Below are 12,906 nucleotides of genomic sequence, written 5' to 3'. Positions count from 1 at the left end.
CTGCTTTATAGCGACTGGCTCTATTGCACACTGTCCAACACCTAATTGAGTTCTTCTGTTTCATACTTTTTTTATATATCTTTCGTGTGCTGCCGACTCACAAGGAAAATAATAATGAGGTACAGAGGCGCACACTATTGGGCTTGGGCAGACTGCCAACTGCACAGCCAGGAGCATGAAGAATCGCTGGAGTCGGGAATCACACTTGATGTCAAGGCGCGGCTGTCGCGCAGCGGTTGCACTCAGTTGTTTCTCGGGGTTTACACCAGTGCCGGTCTACCCATCGTGGAGGAGTATCACGACCATCTCGATGAAGTCACCCTGACCCGGGCGATTATCTGGGGCGTAAAACGTTGTCGCGCAATTGCCGCCGACGTCATCGAACTCAATGAGCTACCTGCCATCAGCCACTACCCCGGGATGCGGGCGATCAATTCGGCGCCCTGATTACGCACATTGCCGATCGCAGCGCTGACCGGGTACCACTCGAACTGCGCTGCCGGCTCACCCAGATTCAAGGCCATCTGCTCGGCGTGTTCGCCAGCGGTGGCCGGGTCCAGCCATTGCCGGGCAAAAGCCGGCGCCAGCACGATTGGACGGCGGTCATGCACGTCGAGCAGACCGCCTTCACTGTCAGCCGTGAGGATGACGAACCCCGCATGCTCGCCGCTGCACTGGCCGATCGCGGCGCACAGGGCAGGGCGGCCATCGCCGCGGCGGATCAGGTAGGGTTGCTTTTTCGGGCCGCCTTCATCGACCCATTCGAACCAGTTGTCGATCGGCACGATGGCCCGGTGTGGCCAGATGGCAAGGAAGAAGGCGCCATGGGCGACCTTTTCCACCCGCGCGTTGATGGGGGCGGCGCGGTCCCTGGCCCAGTGCGGGCGCCAGCCCCAGGGCAGCAGGTCGGCGTGGAGGATGTCAGCCTCGATATGCAGCAGCGCCACGCGGGTGGTCGGCGCCACGTTGTAGTGGCCAAGGGGCTGATCACCGACGCTGTTGACCAGGGCGCCGGGCATGCTCAGGGCCTCGACGAAATCGTGGATGCCATGGTATTGGGATAACCTGCCGCACATGCTGCGAAGCTCCGCGAGGTGCCTACCGGTGGAGGATAGACGCTATCGGGGGGCGAGCCCGCTCCTGCGACGGTCAGCTCAGCACCCAGACCAAGAGCGATACCACCAGAGCCAACAATGTGCCCAGCCAGGCGCAGGCTTCGAACTTCGAACGTTGCACGCTGGCGCGAACTTCGCGCAGGTATTGCGCCTTGGTCGGCGCCCGCTCGCGATAGCGCAGGTGCTCGGCCAGGTCATGCAAGCGGGCCTCGATGATCGAGCCGACCACGAAGAATGTCGCGCCATAGCTGGCGATGAAAATCAGCAGGTACTTCATTGTCGCTCCTTGGCTTGCCCGTCCCTGGTGCCATTACCCTGTCACGGAACCTTGTGCCTGCACAACGTCTAAGCTGATGTGGGATGTCCCATTCTTGAGCACATCATCATGTTCAGATCGCGCTTGCTGGTTGTCGTCGCCACCTCGTTGAGCCTGGCACTCGGTTCACTTGGCGCTGTTGCCGATCCGGGCAATGGCAAAGGTAATCCGGGGCATGGCCAGGGCAAGCAGGGTGGTCAGGGTGCCAGCCAGAAAGGTGGCAAGAGCGCTGACCAATGGAGTCATGGCCCGGCCATCGATCGCAGCCGTGTCATCAATGTGCTGCTGGGCTATCCCGATTACTGGAGTCGTGGCGCCGACCTGCCCCCGGGTGTACGCAAGAACCTGGCGCGCGGCAAACCCCTGCCACCCGGCATCGCGAAAAAGCTCGATGACCGCCTGATCGGCAGGCTGCCGCACTACGATGGCTACGAATGGCGCCAGGCCGGGACCGACCTGATTCTGGTAGCGATCGCCACCGGCATCATCTACGAAGTGCTGACTCACGTGCTCGATTGAAACCGTAGTTGACGGCGGGGCAGAGTGCGCTTATACAGGCGCCCCCCACACCGGCAAGGCAGGCCCTGCAATGAACGACGACGATCTGGACATTCACGAACCTGAGCATGATCACCTGCTCGACCATGACTTCGCCGAGGATGATTACGAAGCGCAGGAAGAGGTCAACCCGTTGTTCGATCCGCAGGATGACGACGAGCCGAATGCCAGCGATTGTGCAGGTGATGACGATGCATTCTGGGATGAAGGCGTAGACACCCTCGACGACCTCTAGGCGCCAGCAGCGGCGCTGGCGCCTGGAGGCGGTTGCGGGTTAACGCCCATCCACCGAGAAGCGCCCGGCACCGGTAACCGACAGCAGCAGCAGGCCGCCGACGATGCTCATGTTCTTGAAGAACTGCACGGTGTTGGCCGCCTTGGCCGGGTCGACCATATTCCAGAATGGGTGGCCGATAACGGCGGTACCGATCACGAACAGGGCAAACAGGAAGGCCAGCGGGCGAGTGTAGAAGCCGAGGATGAGAATGATGGCGACAAAAAACTCCATCACCACCGCCACCGCAGCTGCGACTGTTGGCACCGGAGCTCCCAGGGATGCCAGATAGTCAACCGTGCCGTCGAAGCCGGTGAGCTTGCTCCAGCCAGACATCACGAACAGGATCATCAGCAGTATCCGCGCCAGCAGGATGATGACGTCGCGCTGGTTGTCGAACAGGGTATAGCGCATGGCGGCCTTCCTTTGTTGTTGGGCAATTTTACCTTAGCAGTTGCCGAAAGGATTTGCGGCCAGCCCAGCATAAAAAGGGCATAAGGGTTGTTTGGGCGAACGCCAGACAGCAAAAAGGCGCCGCTAAGGCGCCTTCTCAGAAGATGGTGCGAGTGGCGGGACTCGAACCCGCAAGGCTCACGCCGGCAGATTTTAAGTCTGCTGTGTATACCAATTCCACCACACTCGCACTGGGTTGAGGAAAATGCATTTGCTCCCTCAATCAAGCGAGCTTTATAACCCATCGTTATATTCGAGTCAACCGCGTGCAGGGCTCTGGACGGCGCCTCCGTGCCGAAATCGGCAATGGCCGTCATTCAGTATGTCGCAGTCGCCGCCAGCGCCACGCAGTGTTCGTGATCAGTAGCTGATCGTATCGGCGACGCCGCGCAAGTCATCCACCGACGATTGCAGGCCCGCGATTCTACCCAGCACTGCGGCGGCGTCAGCCTGGTGTACCGAGTGCTGCAGGTACAGCACGTGCCCGCGCAGGTCGAGCGACACCCGCTCAAGGTCGGCGGCGGTGTGCTGCAGGTCATCATGGATAGCTTTCATTCGTAGGTCTGCGGCCACGCGTCGTTCCCTCGAGGTAGGTGGCAGGTCTGAAGTGCCGGGCGACTATAGAGCAATTGATTCCTTGCTGTCATTGGGCCACTGTTGCTTTCACCACGCCGTCGACTGGCAGTGCCTGAAGAATCCGACTAAGTTTTAGACCAGCGCAGGGAATCGCTTGCAGCGTATGCTGTCATATCCAGACAAGCCATCTACGGCTTCGTGGGGCAGCCATGGTCTCATCCGACTCCGAACTTCATGTGATGCATGCCAGTCGCTTCGAGCAACTGGTACAAACGGTGGTTGATTACGCTATCTACATGCTCGACCTCGAAGGTCACGTGGTGTCCTGGAATGCCGGCGCACAGCGCATCAAGGGCTATCGTGCCGATGAAGTGATCGGCAAGCATTTCTCGATGTTCTTCACCCCTCAGGATTGTGCCGACGGCAAGCCGGACTGGCTGCTTGAGCGTGCCTTGAGTACTGGCGGTGCCCAGGATGAAGGCTGGCGCATGCGCAAGGACGGCACGCTGTTCTGGGCACTGGTGGCGCTGGACGTGATCAGGGCACCCGATGGCGAAGTCGTGGGGTTGGCGAAGATAACCCGCGACATTACCGACCGCCGCGAGGCCGCACTGCAACTCGATGAAATGCGCGCCCAGCTGTTCCAGTCGCAAAAGCTTGAAGCCCTCGGGCAATTGACCGGGGGCATGGCGCATGACTTCAACAACCTGCTGACCATCATCATCGGCTCGGCTCGCCTGGCCCTTAACAGCCGAGACCCGCAACGTACCCAGCGCCTGCTCGAACACATCCTCGATGCGGGCGAGCGCGGTAGCCAGATGACCCAGCAACTGCTCAGTTTCGCCCGGCACAAGGCCTTGAAGTTCGGTCGCGTCAAAGTGCCGGAACTGATCGAGTCGACGCGCGTGCTGCTCGGCCAGACCCTGCCCGCGTCGGTGGAACTGCAGGTGCTGCTGGCCGACAACCTGTGGGATGTCGAAGTCGATGCCGGGCAGTTGCAGATGGTATTGCTCAACCTGATCTTCAATGCCCGCGACGCCATCGATGGCGAGGGGCTGATCAGCATGCAGGCGCAAAACTGCACGCTTACAGGCCGCCCCGAGGGCCTGGTGGGGCGCTTTGTCTGCATCAGCATCAGCGACACCGGCCGCGGCATCGACAGCAAGGTGCTGCCGCGCATCTTCGAGCCTTTTTTCACTACCAAGAGCTTTGGCAAGGGCACCGGGCTGGGCCTGAGCCAGGTCTATGGTTTTGCCAAGCAGAGCAATGGCGCGGTCAGCGTCAGCAGCGAGCCGGGCAAGGGTACCTGCATGAGTGTCTACCTGCCGGTGTACACAGCCTCCATTGACCCCGTCCCTGAACACGGAGGTGCATAGCATCGTGGAACCACTCAAACGCCTCGCCACTGGTATCCCCGGGCTCGACGAACTGCTCAAGGGCGGGCTGGTGGTCGGTGCTTCCTATATCGTTCAAGGGCGGCCCGGTTCAGGCAAGACCATCCTGGCCAATCAGTTGGCGTTCAACCATGTGGCGCATGGCGGACGGGTGCTGGTGGCGACGCTGTTGAGCGAGTCCCACGAGCGTCTGTTCCAGTACCTGTCGACCTTGAGCTTTTTCGATCCGGCGAAAATCGGCGCGCAACTGCAGTTCGTCAGTGCTTTCGACACCATGGAGCAGGAGGGGCTGGACGAAGTGGTGAAACTGCTGCGCGGGGAAATCAGCCGCCATCAGGCCAGCCTGCTGATCGTAGATGGCCTGCTCAATGCCCGCTCGCGGGCGGAAACCCCGCTGGACACCAAGAAATTCATCGCCGAGCTGCATGGCCATGCGGCGTTTGCCGGTTGCACCGTGCTGTTTCTGACCAGCTCGCGGCTGGACGATGGCAGCCCGGAACACACCATGGTCGATGGTGTCATCGAACTGGGTGACGAGCTGTTCGGCAGCCGCTCGGTGCGCCGCATCCAGTTGCGCAAGACCCGCGGCAGCGGCGCCCTGTCGGGTATCCACGAGTGTGAAATCACCGAGGACGGCATCCAGGTGTACCCGCGCCTGGAGTCGCTGTACAGCCACCCGACCGGGCCTGGCACGGGCGAGCTGACCCGCGTCCCCAGCGGCGTGCCGGTGTTTGACAGCATGCTCGGAGGCGGGTTGCCCGCTGCCTCGGTGACCCTGGCAATGGGCCCGTCGGGCATCGGTAAAACCTCCCTGGGCGTGAGCTTTCTGGGCGCGGCGACAGTCGCAGAACCCGGTCTGCATTTCGGCTTTTATGAAACGCCGCATCGCCTGCGCCTGAAGGCCGGCGCCCTGGGCTACGACTTTGCCGCCATGGAGCGCGCCGGGGCCTTGCGTATTGCCTGGCAACCGACCACCGAAGGCGTGCTTGATGATGTCGGCATGCGCTTGCTGCGCTTGGTCGAGCAGCACAACATCAAGCGTGTGCTGATCGACAGCCTCGGTGCTTTCACCCGCCTGGCAAGCAATCCGATGCGGCTGAACGAATTCTTTCGCGCCCTGACCGGCGAGCTGCGCGCCCGTGACGTCAGTGTCCTGGCCACCTGGGAAATGCGCGATATCTTCGGTTCGGAAATCAACGCACCGGCGCCCGACCTCTCGAGCATCGTCGACAACCTGCTGTTGATGCGCTTTGTCGAGATGGAGTCCGAGCTCAAGCGATTGCTGTCGATCCTCAAGGTGCGCGACAGCTATTACGATCCGGCGCTGCTGGAACTGATCATCAGCGACCACGGTATCGATCTGCAAAAGGCCTTTTCCCAGGCCACGGGGGTGATGTCCGGGACGCCCTCGCAGGTGCCTGGATCATGAGAATGGGGCCGGCAACACCATGAGTACCATTCTGGTCGTCGACGACGAGTACCTGATCGCCAATATCCTGGGCTGGGCCCTGGAGGACGAAGGTTTCGACGTGGAACTGGCCGGTAATGGGCAAAAGGCCCTGGACTTGCTGAAAGGCAAACGAGTGGAGTTGGTGATCACCGATTACATGATGCCGGTGATGGATGGCGAGGCACTGGCCGTCAGTATTCGTGCAGAGCCGCTGCTACAGGCCTTGCCGATCATATTGATGAGCGGGGCACAGGCTCACAAGGGGCGGGATAATCCCAGGCTGTTCGCTGCCGTGTTCGACAAACCCTTCGACATCGATCAACTGATTGCCAAAGTGAAGGAACTGGTTGGCGCGCCTGAGGCGCCTTGAGACCTGCGACTGCAACCTGGAGGGTTGTCAGGGTCAGGATCAAGCGCATCCGTGCGGCTTGAGTGAGCTGGGGGCTACTTAGTGCTCGTCGCCTCCTTTTTCCGGTGCCGGGCTACCGGCCTGAATGCGTTTGAAAATCTCCTCGCGGTGCACCTGTACATCTTTCGGTGCATCGATGCCGATCCTCACTTGCATCCCTTTGACGCCCAGAATGGTGACTTTGATGTCATCGTTGATGACGATGCTTTCGCCAACCTTGCGGGTGAGTATCAGCATGTATTTCTCCTTGGTAACGTAAGTTGCCTTGCAGGCGTAGCCCGCAGAAGCCGGGATCACACAGGGGGTGCATCCCTCTTTCCCTTCATTAAAGACGCTTTCGGCGGATATTAATTCCCCCGAACACAGATTCTGTAGTGAGTCTTTAGTCGCAGGTGCCGATTGGCTGGATGAGCGCTCCCGAACAGCGAGTACTGCTCATACCCGCAAGCATAGGGGGGTTGAAGGAATATGGGAAATTTCTCTGCATGATAGTGAAGGTGGGTTTCGCTGAATGGCTTTTCAAGGGGCAGGGAGGTTTTGCAGAAACAACGCCAGGGCCACTTCCTCGGCCTCCAGCCCCTTGCGGGTGCGTGGCCGTGGTAGCTTGGCCAGCCCGCCCAGGGTGAAATGCTCCAGCAGCGCCGGATGGATATAGCAGCGCCGGCATACTGCCGGGGTATTGCCCAGGCGGCTGGCGACCTGTTTGACGGTCTCGACGATCTGCCGCTTGGCTTCCTGCTCCGGCTGCCACTCAAGCTGGCGCAACAGGCTCAGGGCCAGGGCGCTGCCGGCCCAGGTGCGGTAGTCCTTGGCGGTGAAATCGCTGCCGGTCAGTTCCTGCAGGTAGGCGTTGACGTCGGCCGAGCCGACGCTGTGGCGCTGGCCCTGTTCATCCTGGTACTGGAACAGGTCCTGGCCGGGCAGGTCCATGCAGCGTTTGACCAGGTTGGCCAGACGCCGGTTCTTCAGGGTCACCCGATGTTCGATGCCGCTCTTGCCGCGAAACTGAAAGCGGATGGCGCTGCCGTTGACCTTGACGTGACGGTTGCGCAAGGTGGTCAGACCGAAGGACTTGTTGTCGCGGGCATACTGGCGATTGCCGATGCGGATCAAGGTGCTGTCGAGCAGGCTGACCACCAGGGCCATGACCTTTTGTCGATCAAGCCCCGGCCGCGCCAGATGACTGTCCAGTTGCCGGCGCACCTTGGGCAAGAGGCTGGCGAAGGCCAGCATGCGTGAGTACTTGTGGCTGTCGCGATAGCTGCGCCAGTCGGCATGGTAGCGGTACTGCTTGCGTCCGCGGGCATCACGGCCGGTAGCCTGCAGGTGGCCTCGCGGGTCGGCACAGATCCATACATCGGTGTAGGCCGGCGGGATCACCAGGGCCCTGATCCGCTCGAGGGTGGCCGGGTCGGTGACCCGGTCGCCTTGTGCATCGAGGTAGACGAACCTGCCGCGCAGCGTCTTGCGGCGCAGGCCGGGCTGGGTGTCATCGACATACTGCAAGGCGGCGGGCAGGGCGGTGTCGGGCATGGCGCGGGTCCAGTGACGGGGCTTGTACTATGGACCGCAACGTCAACCCAACAGTGCCACCGACTTGATCTGTGCCCATAGCGACTGCCCGGCATGCAACTTGAGCTGGTCGGCGGAATAGCGGGTGATGCGCGCCAGCAAGGTGGTGCCGGCCGCGTCCAGGCTGACCAGCACATGGGCGCTGTTGTCGGCCGGGCGGTGGCCGCTGACCGTCACCGGCAGGCGATTGAGGATGCTCGATTGCTGATCGGCGCCCAGGCTCAGGCTGACGTCACGCGCCTGGACCTTCAGGCGCAACGGCATGCCGACGGCCAGCGGTTCGTGGGCAACGCGCACCTGCAAGTCGCTGTGCGGCAGTTGCAGGCTGAGCAACTGGTAGTCGCTGTTGTAGGCGCTGACCTGGCCTTCGATGATCACCCCGGCATCATCGCCCTGGGCCAGGGGCAGATCGAGGCGGGCGAGGGTGGCGGCGATCGGGCCGCTGGCCTGGACCTTGCCCTGTTCCAGTAGCACCAGGTGATCGGCCAGGCGCGCGACTTCGTCCTGGGCATGGCTGACGTAGATCAGCGGAATCTCCAGTTCGCTGTGCAGGCGCTCAAGGTACGGCAGGATCTCGCGCTTGCGCGGGCCATCGAGGGCCGCCAGCGGCTCGTCCATCAACAACAGTTGCGGGCTGCTCAGCAGCGCCCGGGCAATGCCCACGCGCTGGGCTTCGCCGCCGGAAAGCGTCGCAGGCTTGCGCTCCAGCAGGTGCTCGATGCCGAGCAGTTCGCAGGCCTGCTCAAGGCTGACCTTGCGCAGCTGGGCGGGGATGCGTTTGTAGCCGAAGGTCAGGTTGGCGAGCACCGACAGGTGCGCAAACAAGCTGGCCTCCTGGAAGACATAGCCGATCGGGCGTTGATGCGGGGCGACGAAATGTTCGCGGCGCGAGTCCTGCCAGATTTCGCCGTTGACCTCGATGTAAGCCTCGGTCGCGCGCTCAAGCCCGGCCAGGCAGCGCAGGCACGTGGTCTTGCCCGAGCCGGAATGGCCGAACAGGGCGCTGATGCCGCGCCCGGGCAGTTGCAGGTCGACATCCAGGCTGAAGTCGTCGCGCGCCAGTTTCAAGCGGGCGTGAATCATCGCTGCCATGCTCAGCTCCAGGCCGATTTGCCGCGGCGGCTGGAATACAGCGCCAGCAGCACGAGGAAAGAGAACACCAGCATGGCCCCGGCCAGCCAGTGGGCCTGCAGGTACTCCATGGCCTCGACATGGTCGAAGATCTGCACCGACACCACCCGGGTCTTGTCGGGAATATTGCCGCCGATCATCAGCACCACGCCGAACTCGCCGACGGTGTGGGCAAAGCCGAGGATGCTGGCGGTGATGAAGCCAGGGCGCGCCAAGGGCAACACCACATGAACGAAACAGTCCCAGGGGCTGGCGCGCAAGGTCGCAGCCACCTCCAGCGGCCGTTCACCAATGGCGCTGAAGGCGTTCTGCAAGGGTTGCACGACGAAGGGCATCGAATAAACCACCGAACCGATCACCAGGCCGCTGAAGCTGAACACCACGGTGCCCAGCCCCAGCGCTTCGGTGGTCTGGCCGATCCAGCCGTTGGGCCCCAGGGCCAGCAACAGGTAGAAGCCGATCACCGTCGGTGGCAGCACCAAGGGCAGGGCCACCACCGCGCCCACCGGCCCGCGCAGCCACGAGCGTGTGCGCGCCAGCCACCAGGCGATGGGAGTACCGATGAGCAACAGGATCAGCGTGGTCAGGCTGGCCAGTTTGAAGGTCAGCCAGATGGCGCCGAGGTCGCTGGCATCCAGTGGCATCAGATTTCGTAACCGTAGGACTTGATCACGGCAGCGGCTTTCGGGCCTTTGAGGTATTCAACCAGGGCTTTGGCTGCGGTGCTGTCCTTGCCTTTGTTGAGGATCACCGCGTCCTGCTTGATTGGCTCATGCAGGTTGGACGGCACGATCCAGGCCGAACCGCTGCTGACCTTGCCGTCCTTGTAGATCTGCGACAGGGCGACAAAGCCCAGTTCGGCATTGCCGGTGGAGACGAACTGGAAGGCCTGGGTGATGTTCTGGCCTTCGACGATCTTGGCCTTGGTGGCCTCGGTCAGTTGCAGTTTGTCCAGCACCTGAGTCGCCGCCAGGCCATAAGGTGCGGCTTTCGGGTTGGCAATCGACAGGTGCTTGAACTGGTTTTTCTTCAGCACATCGCCCTTGCCATCGACATAGTCATCCTTGGCCGACCACAGCGCCAGGGTGCCGATGGCGTAGGTGAAGCGCGAGCCCTTGACCGTGTCGCCTTCTTTTTCGAGTTTTTCCGGCGTGCTGTCATCGGCGGCGAGGAACACCTCGAACGGCGCGCCGTTCTTGATCTGCGCATAGAACTGGCCGGTAGCGCCATAGGCGGCAACCAGCGTGTGGCCGGTGTCTTTCTCGAAGTCCTTGGCAATCGCCTGGATCGGTGCGGTGAAGTTGGCGGCAACAGCCACCTGTACCTCATCGGCCCAGGCGCTGTTCAAGGTCATGAAGGTGGCCAGGGCGGCCAGGGCAAAACGCGGTGCGCACTTACTCATGAAAAACAGCTCCACAGGCTGAGGGGTATTCGTTATATAGGTGAATATATAGCGAATGCCCGGCCAACGGGAAGTACTGCTTCAGCGTTTGAGCTGGGCGAGGGCGTTTTCAGCCAGTGTGCGCGTCAGTTCACCGGCCGGCAGGGCCTGGCCCAGGCGTAGCGCCTGGCCCGACCAGAGGTTGCTGAAATCGCTGTTGCCTTTCGGCTCGCTGATCGCCCGCAGCGGCATCAGCGCACCACCAGCCAGGGGGAAGCGGGGCGCAAGGTCACTCATGGGCCCCAGTTCGCGCATGATTCGCGTGCGGATACCGCGTGCCGGGCGCCCGGTAAACAGGTTGGTGACTGCCGTGTCGCTTTCCTTGGCGCTGTGCAGGGCCTGGCGATGGGCCGCCGAGACCTTGGCTTCCGGGCAGAACAGGTAGGCGGTGCCCAGTTGCACCGCCGAAGCGCCCAGGGCCAGGGCGGCAACGATGCCGCGATGGTCGCCAATGCCGCCGGCGGCAATCACCGGCACGTTCACCGCATCGACAATCTGCGGCACCAGCGCCAGCGTACCGACCTGGGTATTGAGGTCGCTGCTGAGGAACATCCCGCGATGGCCGCCGGCTTCATAGCCCATGGCAATGATTGCGTCGCAGCCGTGATCTTCCAGCCACAGGGCTTCATCCACCGTAGTGGCGCTGGACAGCACCTTGGCGCCAGTGGCCTTGACCCGCTTGAGCAGGCTGGCTTCGGGCAGGCCAAAGTGGAAGCTGACCACCGCCGGCTTGAATTGCTCGAGCAACTGGCAGGTGGCGTCGTCGAAGGGCGCACGATTGGAGACCGGCGTCGGTGCCTCGAAATCGGCACCCAGCTCTTCATAGTACGGTTTGAGCGCCAGCTTCCAGGCTGCGTCGCGGGCCGGGTCTGGCTCGGGCGGCTGATGGCAGAAGAAGTTGACGTTGAGCGGGCCGTTGCTTGCCTCGCGAAAGGCTTGAAGCTCGGCGCGGATCTGTTCCAGGCTCAGGGTGGCACAAGGCAGTGAACCCAGGCCGCCAGCGTTGCTCACGGCAATGGCCATGGCCGAACCGGTGGAGCCGGCCATGGGCGCCTGAAGGATCGGCAGTTCGATGCCGAACAGATCGAGGAGGCGGGTGTCCGGCCATTGGCTCATGCCTGGGGTTCCTTGTGCTGAGGTGGTTTTACAGCGCTTTGCTCACCTTGATATCAGTGATCTTCTTGGCGTCTTCGCCGTGGAGCTGTTGCAGCGCTGCCTGCACTTGCTCGGGAGCATCGCTGGTCAACTGGGCGAAGTCGAAACGTTGCTCGCCATCGATCTTGTACTTGATCACGAACTTGGTGGTCTGGCTCATGGGCTTATCTCAGTTTCGACGACGAACGACGGATGATCTTCACCGTGTGGGTGAAGGTTGGCTTGGTGACTGCCGATAATGCACGCGGGCCCACGGTGTCGATAGTGATGTTCCAGAAGCCGGTGCTGGGCACGGTGATCTTGGCCGGGAAGTCGACGAAGGCGCCGCCATGATAGGTGTGGCGGCCGCCGTTCTTGAAGCTGCGGAAGTTGGCGTCGTTCATCAGGCGGATATTGCAGCGCTGGGAGCAATGGATGACCACGATGTCATCTTCGTTGAGGTGCTCGCGCTGGTGTACGAATTTCATGTTGCACTCCGCATTGGATCTGTCAGCAAATCAAAACGATACCATGATGTCGGTTACACTGTCGGCCTTCGTGCCAGGCCCAGGATAAAACTGCCAATCAAGGGAGCGAAATGGTCTGCGCGTGGTCATATCTTTTTTCCGTGGTGGAGGTGTGCTTGATGAAGTGGGTCGTAGCAGCGTTGGCAGTAACGCTGGGTGGCTGTGTAAGTGTGTCGGAGCTGGAGCGCAGCCCGGAAACCCTCAATGTGATTTCTGGCAAGAAACCCCAGGAATATGCCGACTGCGTGCAGCAGCAGTTGAGTGAGTCGCGTGGGCAGCTGGCCGTGGAGGAACGCCACGACGGTTTGCGCCTGGTCGTGCCGCAAAAGGTGGGTGCCGGCCCGGCCGCGCTGGTGGATATCGACAAGCGTGGCAGCGGCAGCAGCATCAAGCTGTATGAGCGGTTGAATAATTTCCCGCTGCGCCTGGGTGATGTGAAGACCGCGGCGACGCGCTGCATCTCCGGGTAATTTCGTCAGCAACTAACCGATTCAGCTGGCATCTCGCCATCTTTCTGCGTTGTAGCTCACGGCGTATAGGCCTACTATCCATAGGC

Annotated in this window: 19 protein-coding genes and 1 tRNA gene; 7 read left to right on the top strand and 13 right to left on the bottom strand. The window is 61.7% G+C overall.

The genetic code is table 11. The features are described from left to right. The first annotated feature begins 114 nt into the window (after positions 1-114). On the top strand, positions 115-447 hold the full coding sequence (locus LOY45_RS15470; RefSeq protein ID WP_115087002.1) for a hypothetical protein: 333 nt from the start codon (positions 115-117) through the stop codon (positions 445-447). Here LOY45_RS15470 and LOY45_RS15465 read toward each other — a convergent pair. Together LOY45_RS15465 and LOY45_RS15460 are read right to left on the bottom strand one after the other, a co-directional pair. Further along, positions 411-1,076 carry an SOS response-associated peptidase family protein gene (locus LOY45_RS15465; protein ID WP_258577956.1) on the bottom strand — a complete coding sequence of 222 codons (666 nt, stop codon included), beginning with the start codon at positions 1,074-1,076 and terminating at the stop codon, positions 411-413. The genes LOY45_RS15470 and LOY45_RS15465 overlap by 37 nt on opposite strands. A 73-nt stretch (positions 1,077-1,149) precedes the next feature. Beyond that, entirely contained in the window at positions 1,150-1,392 is a 243-nt protein-coding gene (locus LOY45_RS15460) for a hypothetical protein (protein WP_115087000.1), read from the bottom strand. Between the two features lie 108 nt (positions 1,393-1,500). Between LOY45_RS15460 and LOY45_RS15455 the strand changes: the two genes are divergently transcribed. Next, the gene (locus LOY45_RS15455; protein WP_115086999.1) at positions 1,501-1,950 is read left to right on the top strand and encodes an anti-virulence regulator CigR family protein; all 450 of its coding nucleotides are present in this window, start codon (positions 1,501-1,503) and stop codon (positions 1,948-1,950) included. A 70-nt stretch (positions 1,951-2,020) separates the two neighbouring features. After that, positions 2,021-2,224, top strand: a complete 204-nt coding sequence (locus LOY45_RS15450; RefSeq protein ID WP_115086998.1) for a hypothetical protein — start codon at positions 2,021-2,023, stop codon at positions 2,222-2,224. A 39-nt stretch (positions 2,225-2,263) separates the two neighbouring features. On the opposite strand, the gene LOY45_RS15445 is transcribed toward LOY45_RS15450, so the two are convergent. The 3 genes from LOY45_RS15445 to LOY45_RS15435 form a co-directional block, all read right to left on the bottom strand. Then, positions 2,264-2,677 carry a DoxX family protein gene (locus LOY45_RS15445; protein ID WP_115086997.1) on the bottom strand — a complete coding sequence of 138 codons (414 nt, stop codon included), beginning with the start codon at positions 2,675-2,677 and terminating at the stop codon, positions 2,264-2,266. 144 nt (positions 2,678-2,821) lie between these two features. Beyond that, positions 2,822-2,906: transfer RNA gene (locus tag LOY45_RS15440), tRNA-Leu, on the bottom strand. A 170-nt stretch (positions 2,907-3,076) separates the two neighbouring features. Continuing rightward, positions 3,077-3,271 (bottom strand): hypothetical protein, encoded by a 195-nt coding sequence (locus LOY45_RS15435; RefSeq protein ID WP_134062821.1) that lies wholly within the window; start codon positions 3,269-3,271, stop codon positions 3,077-3,079. 230 nt (positions 3,272-3,501) lie between these two features. On the opposite strand from LOY45_RS15435, the gene LOY45_RS15430 reads away from it, so the two are divergent. The 3 genes from LOY45_RS15430 to LOY45_RS15420 are packed head-to-tail and all read left to right on the top strand — an operon-like array spanning position 3,502 to position 6,506. Further along, complete coding sequence (locus LOY45_RS15430; protein ID WP_115086995.1) at positions 3,502-4,668, top strand: two-component system sensor histidine kinase NtrB; 1,167 nt, start codon at positions 3,502-3,504, stop codon at positions 4,666-4,668. Position 4,669: 1 nt separating this feature from the next. Further along, complete coding sequence (locus LOY45_RS15425; protein ID WP_233674602.1) at positions 4,670-6,115, top strand: ATPase domain-containing protein; 1,446 nt, start codon at positions 4,670-4,672, stop codon at positions 6,113-6,115. A gap of 19 nt (positions 6,116-6,134) precedes the next feature. After that, the gene (locus LOY45_RS15420; protein ID WP_115086994.1) at positions 6,135-6,506 is read left to right on the top strand and encodes a response regulator; all 372 of its coding nucleotides are present in this window, start codon (positions 6,135-6,137) and stop codon (positions 6,504-6,506) included. Positions 6,507-6,584: 78 nt separating this feature from the next. Here the strand turns inward: LOY45_RS15420 and csrA are convergent, their stop codons facing one another. The 8 genes from csrA to LOY45_RS15380 all read right to left on the bottom strand — a co-directional run bounded on the left by csrA (position 6,585) and on the right by LOY45_RS15380 (position 12,311). Then, complete coding sequence (gene csrA / locus LOY45_RS15415; RefSeq protein WP_010223936.1) at positions 6,585-6,782, bottom strand: carbon storage regulator CsrA; 198 nt, start codon at positions 6,780-6,782, stop codon at positions 6,585-6,587. Between the two features lie 282 nt (positions 6,783-7,064). Beyond that, entirely contained in the window at positions 7,065-8,078 is a 1,014-nt protein-coding gene (locus LOY45_RS15410; protein ID WP_258577955.1) for a DNA topoisomerase IB, read from the bottom strand. 42 nt (positions 8,079-8,120) lie between these two features. Further along, the gene (modC, locus tag LOY45_RS15405) at positions 8,121-9,209 is read right to left on the bottom strand and encodes a molybdenum ABC transporter ATP-binding protein (RefSeq protein ID WP_115086992.1); all 1,089 of its coding nucleotides are present in this window, start codon (positions 9,207-9,209) and stop codon (positions 8,121-8,123) included. 2 nt (positions 9,210-9,211) lie between these two features. Further along, the gene (gene modB / locus LOY45_RS15400; protein WP_115086991.1) at positions 9,212-9,892 is read right to left on the bottom strand and encodes a molybdate ABC transporter permease subunit; all 681 of its coding nucleotides are present in this window, start codon (positions 9,890-9,892) and stop codon (positions 9,212-9,214) included. Further along, entirely contained in the window at positions 9,892-10,650 is a 759-nt protein-coding gene (modA, locus tag LOY45_RS15395) for a molybdate ABC transporter substrate-binding protein (RefSeq protein WP_134062817.1), read from the bottom strand. The genes modB and modA overlap by 1 nt, the downstream gene beginning before the upstream one ends. Positions 10,651-10,731: 81 nt before the next feature. Beyond that, positions 10,732-11,805, bottom strand: a complete 1,074-nt coding sequence (locus LOY45_RS15390; protein ID WP_115086989.1) for an NAD(P)H-dependent flavin oxidoreductase — start codon at positions 11,803-11,805, stop codon at positions 10,732-10,734. A gap of 28 nt (positions 11,806-11,833) precedes the next feature. Further along, on the bottom strand, positions 11,834-12,004 hold the full coding sequence (locus LOY45_RS15385) for a hypothetical protein (protein ID WP_166675690.1): 171 nt from the start codon (positions 12,002-12,004) through the stop codon (positions 11,834-11,836). Between the two features lie 4 nt (positions 12,005-12,008). After that, positions 12,009-12,311 carry a DUF1883 domain-containing protein gene (locus tag LOY45_RS15380; protein ID WP_115086988.1) on the bottom strand — a complete coding sequence of 101 codons (303 nt, stop codon included), beginning with the start codon at positions 12,309-12,311 and terminating at the stop codon, positions 12,009-12,011. A gap of 158 nt (positions 12,312-12,469) precedes the next feature. Here LOY45_RS15380 and LOY45_RS15375 point away from each other — a divergent pair, with 158 nt between their 5' ends. Beyond that, positions 12,470-12,820, top strand: a complete 351-nt coding sequence (locus LOY45_RS15375; RefSeq protein WP_115086987.1) for a hypothetical protein — start codon at positions 12,470-12,472, stop codon at positions 12,818-12,820. The last annotated feature ends 86 nt before the right edge of the window (positions 12,821-12,906 follow it).

The sequence above is a fragment of the Pseudomonas wadenswilerensis genome, assembly GCF_024749185.1.
GTDB classification, from domain to species: domain Bacteria; phylum Pseudomonadota; class Gammaproteobacteria; order Pseudomonadales; family Pseudomonadaceae; genus Aquipseudomonas; species Aquipseudomonas wadenswilerensis.
The sequence above is the reverse complement of the archived record's forward strand: the minus strand, read 5'-3'. Positions and strand labels throughout refer to the sequence as shown.

Excerpts from the sequence above, each read along its gene's own strand:
- LOY45_RS15410 (WP_258577955.1), bottom strand. The coding sequence starts at position 8,078 with ATGCCCGACACCGCCCTGCCCGCCGCCTTGCAGTATGTCGATGACACC.
- LOY45_RS15470 (WP_115087002.1), top strand. The coding sequence starts at position 115 with ATGAGGTACAGAGGCGCACACTATTGGGCTTGGGCAGACTGCCAACTG.
- LOY45_RS15430 (WP_115086995.1), top strand. The coding sequence starts at position 3,502 with ATGGTCTCATCCGACTCCGAACTTCATGTGATGCATGCCAGTCGCTTC.
- LOY45_RS15420 (WP_115086994.1), top strand. The coding sequence starts at position 6,135 with ATGAGTACCATTCTGGTCGTCGACGACGAGTACCTGATCGCCAATATC.
- modC (WP_115086992.1), bottom strand. The coding sequence starts at position 9,209 with ATGGCAGCGATGATTCACGCCCGCTTGAAACTGGCGCGCGACGACTTC.
- LOY45_RS15390 (WP_115086989.1), bottom strand. The coding sequence starts at position 11,805 with ATGAGCCAATGGCCGGACACCCGCCTCCTCGATCTGTTCGGCATCGAA.
- csrA (WP_010223936.1), bottom strand. The coding sequence starts at position 6,782 with ATGCTGATACTCACCCGCAAGGTTGGCGAAAGCATCGTCATCAACGAT.
- LOY45_RS15380 (WP_115086988.1), bottom strand. The coding sequence starts at position 12,311 with ATGAAATTCGTACACCAGCGCGAGCACCTCAACGAAGATGACATCGTG.
- LOY45_RS15460 (WP_115087000.1), bottom strand. The coding sequence starts at position 1,392 with ATGAAGTACCTGCTGATTTTCATCGCCAGCTATGGCGCGACATTCTTC.
- LOY45_RS15385 (WP_166675690.1), bottom strand. The coding sequence starts at position 12,004 with ATGAGCCAGACCACCAAGTTCGTGATCAAGTACAAGATCGATGGCGAG.
- modA (WP_134062817.1), bottom strand. The coding sequence starts at position 10,650 with ATGAGTAAGTGCGCACCGCGTTTTGCCCTGGCCGCCCTGGCCACCTTC.
- modB (WP_115086991.1), bottom strand. The coding sequence starts at position 9,892 with ATGCCACTGGATGCCAGCGACCTCGGCGCCATCTGGCTGACCTTCAAA.
- LOY45_RS15445 (WP_115086997.1), bottom strand. The coding sequence starts at position 2,677 with ATGCGCTATACCCTGTTCGACAACCAGCGCGACGTCATCATCCTGCTG.
- LOY45_RS15450 (WP_115086998.1), top strand. The coding sequence starts at position 2,021 with ATGAACGACGACGATCTGGACATTCACGAACCTGAGCATGATCACCTG.
- LOY45_RS15465 (WP_258577956.1), bottom strand. The coding sequence starts at position 1,076 with ATGTGCGGCAGGTTATCCCAATACCATGGCATCCACGATTTCGTCGAG.
- LOY45_RS15375 (WP_115086987.1), top strand. The coding sequence starts at position 12,470 with ATGAAGTGGGTCGTAGCAGCGTTGGCAGTAACGCTGGGTGGCTGTGTA.
- LOY45_RS15435 (WP_134062821.1), bottom strand. The coding sequence starts at position 3,271 with ATGAAAGCTATCCATGATGACCTGCAGCACACCGCCGCCGACCTTGAG.
- LOY45_RS15455 (WP_115086999.1), top strand. The coding sequence starts at position 1,501 with ATGTTCAGATCGCGCTTGCTGGTTGTCGTCGCCACCTCGTTGAGCCTG.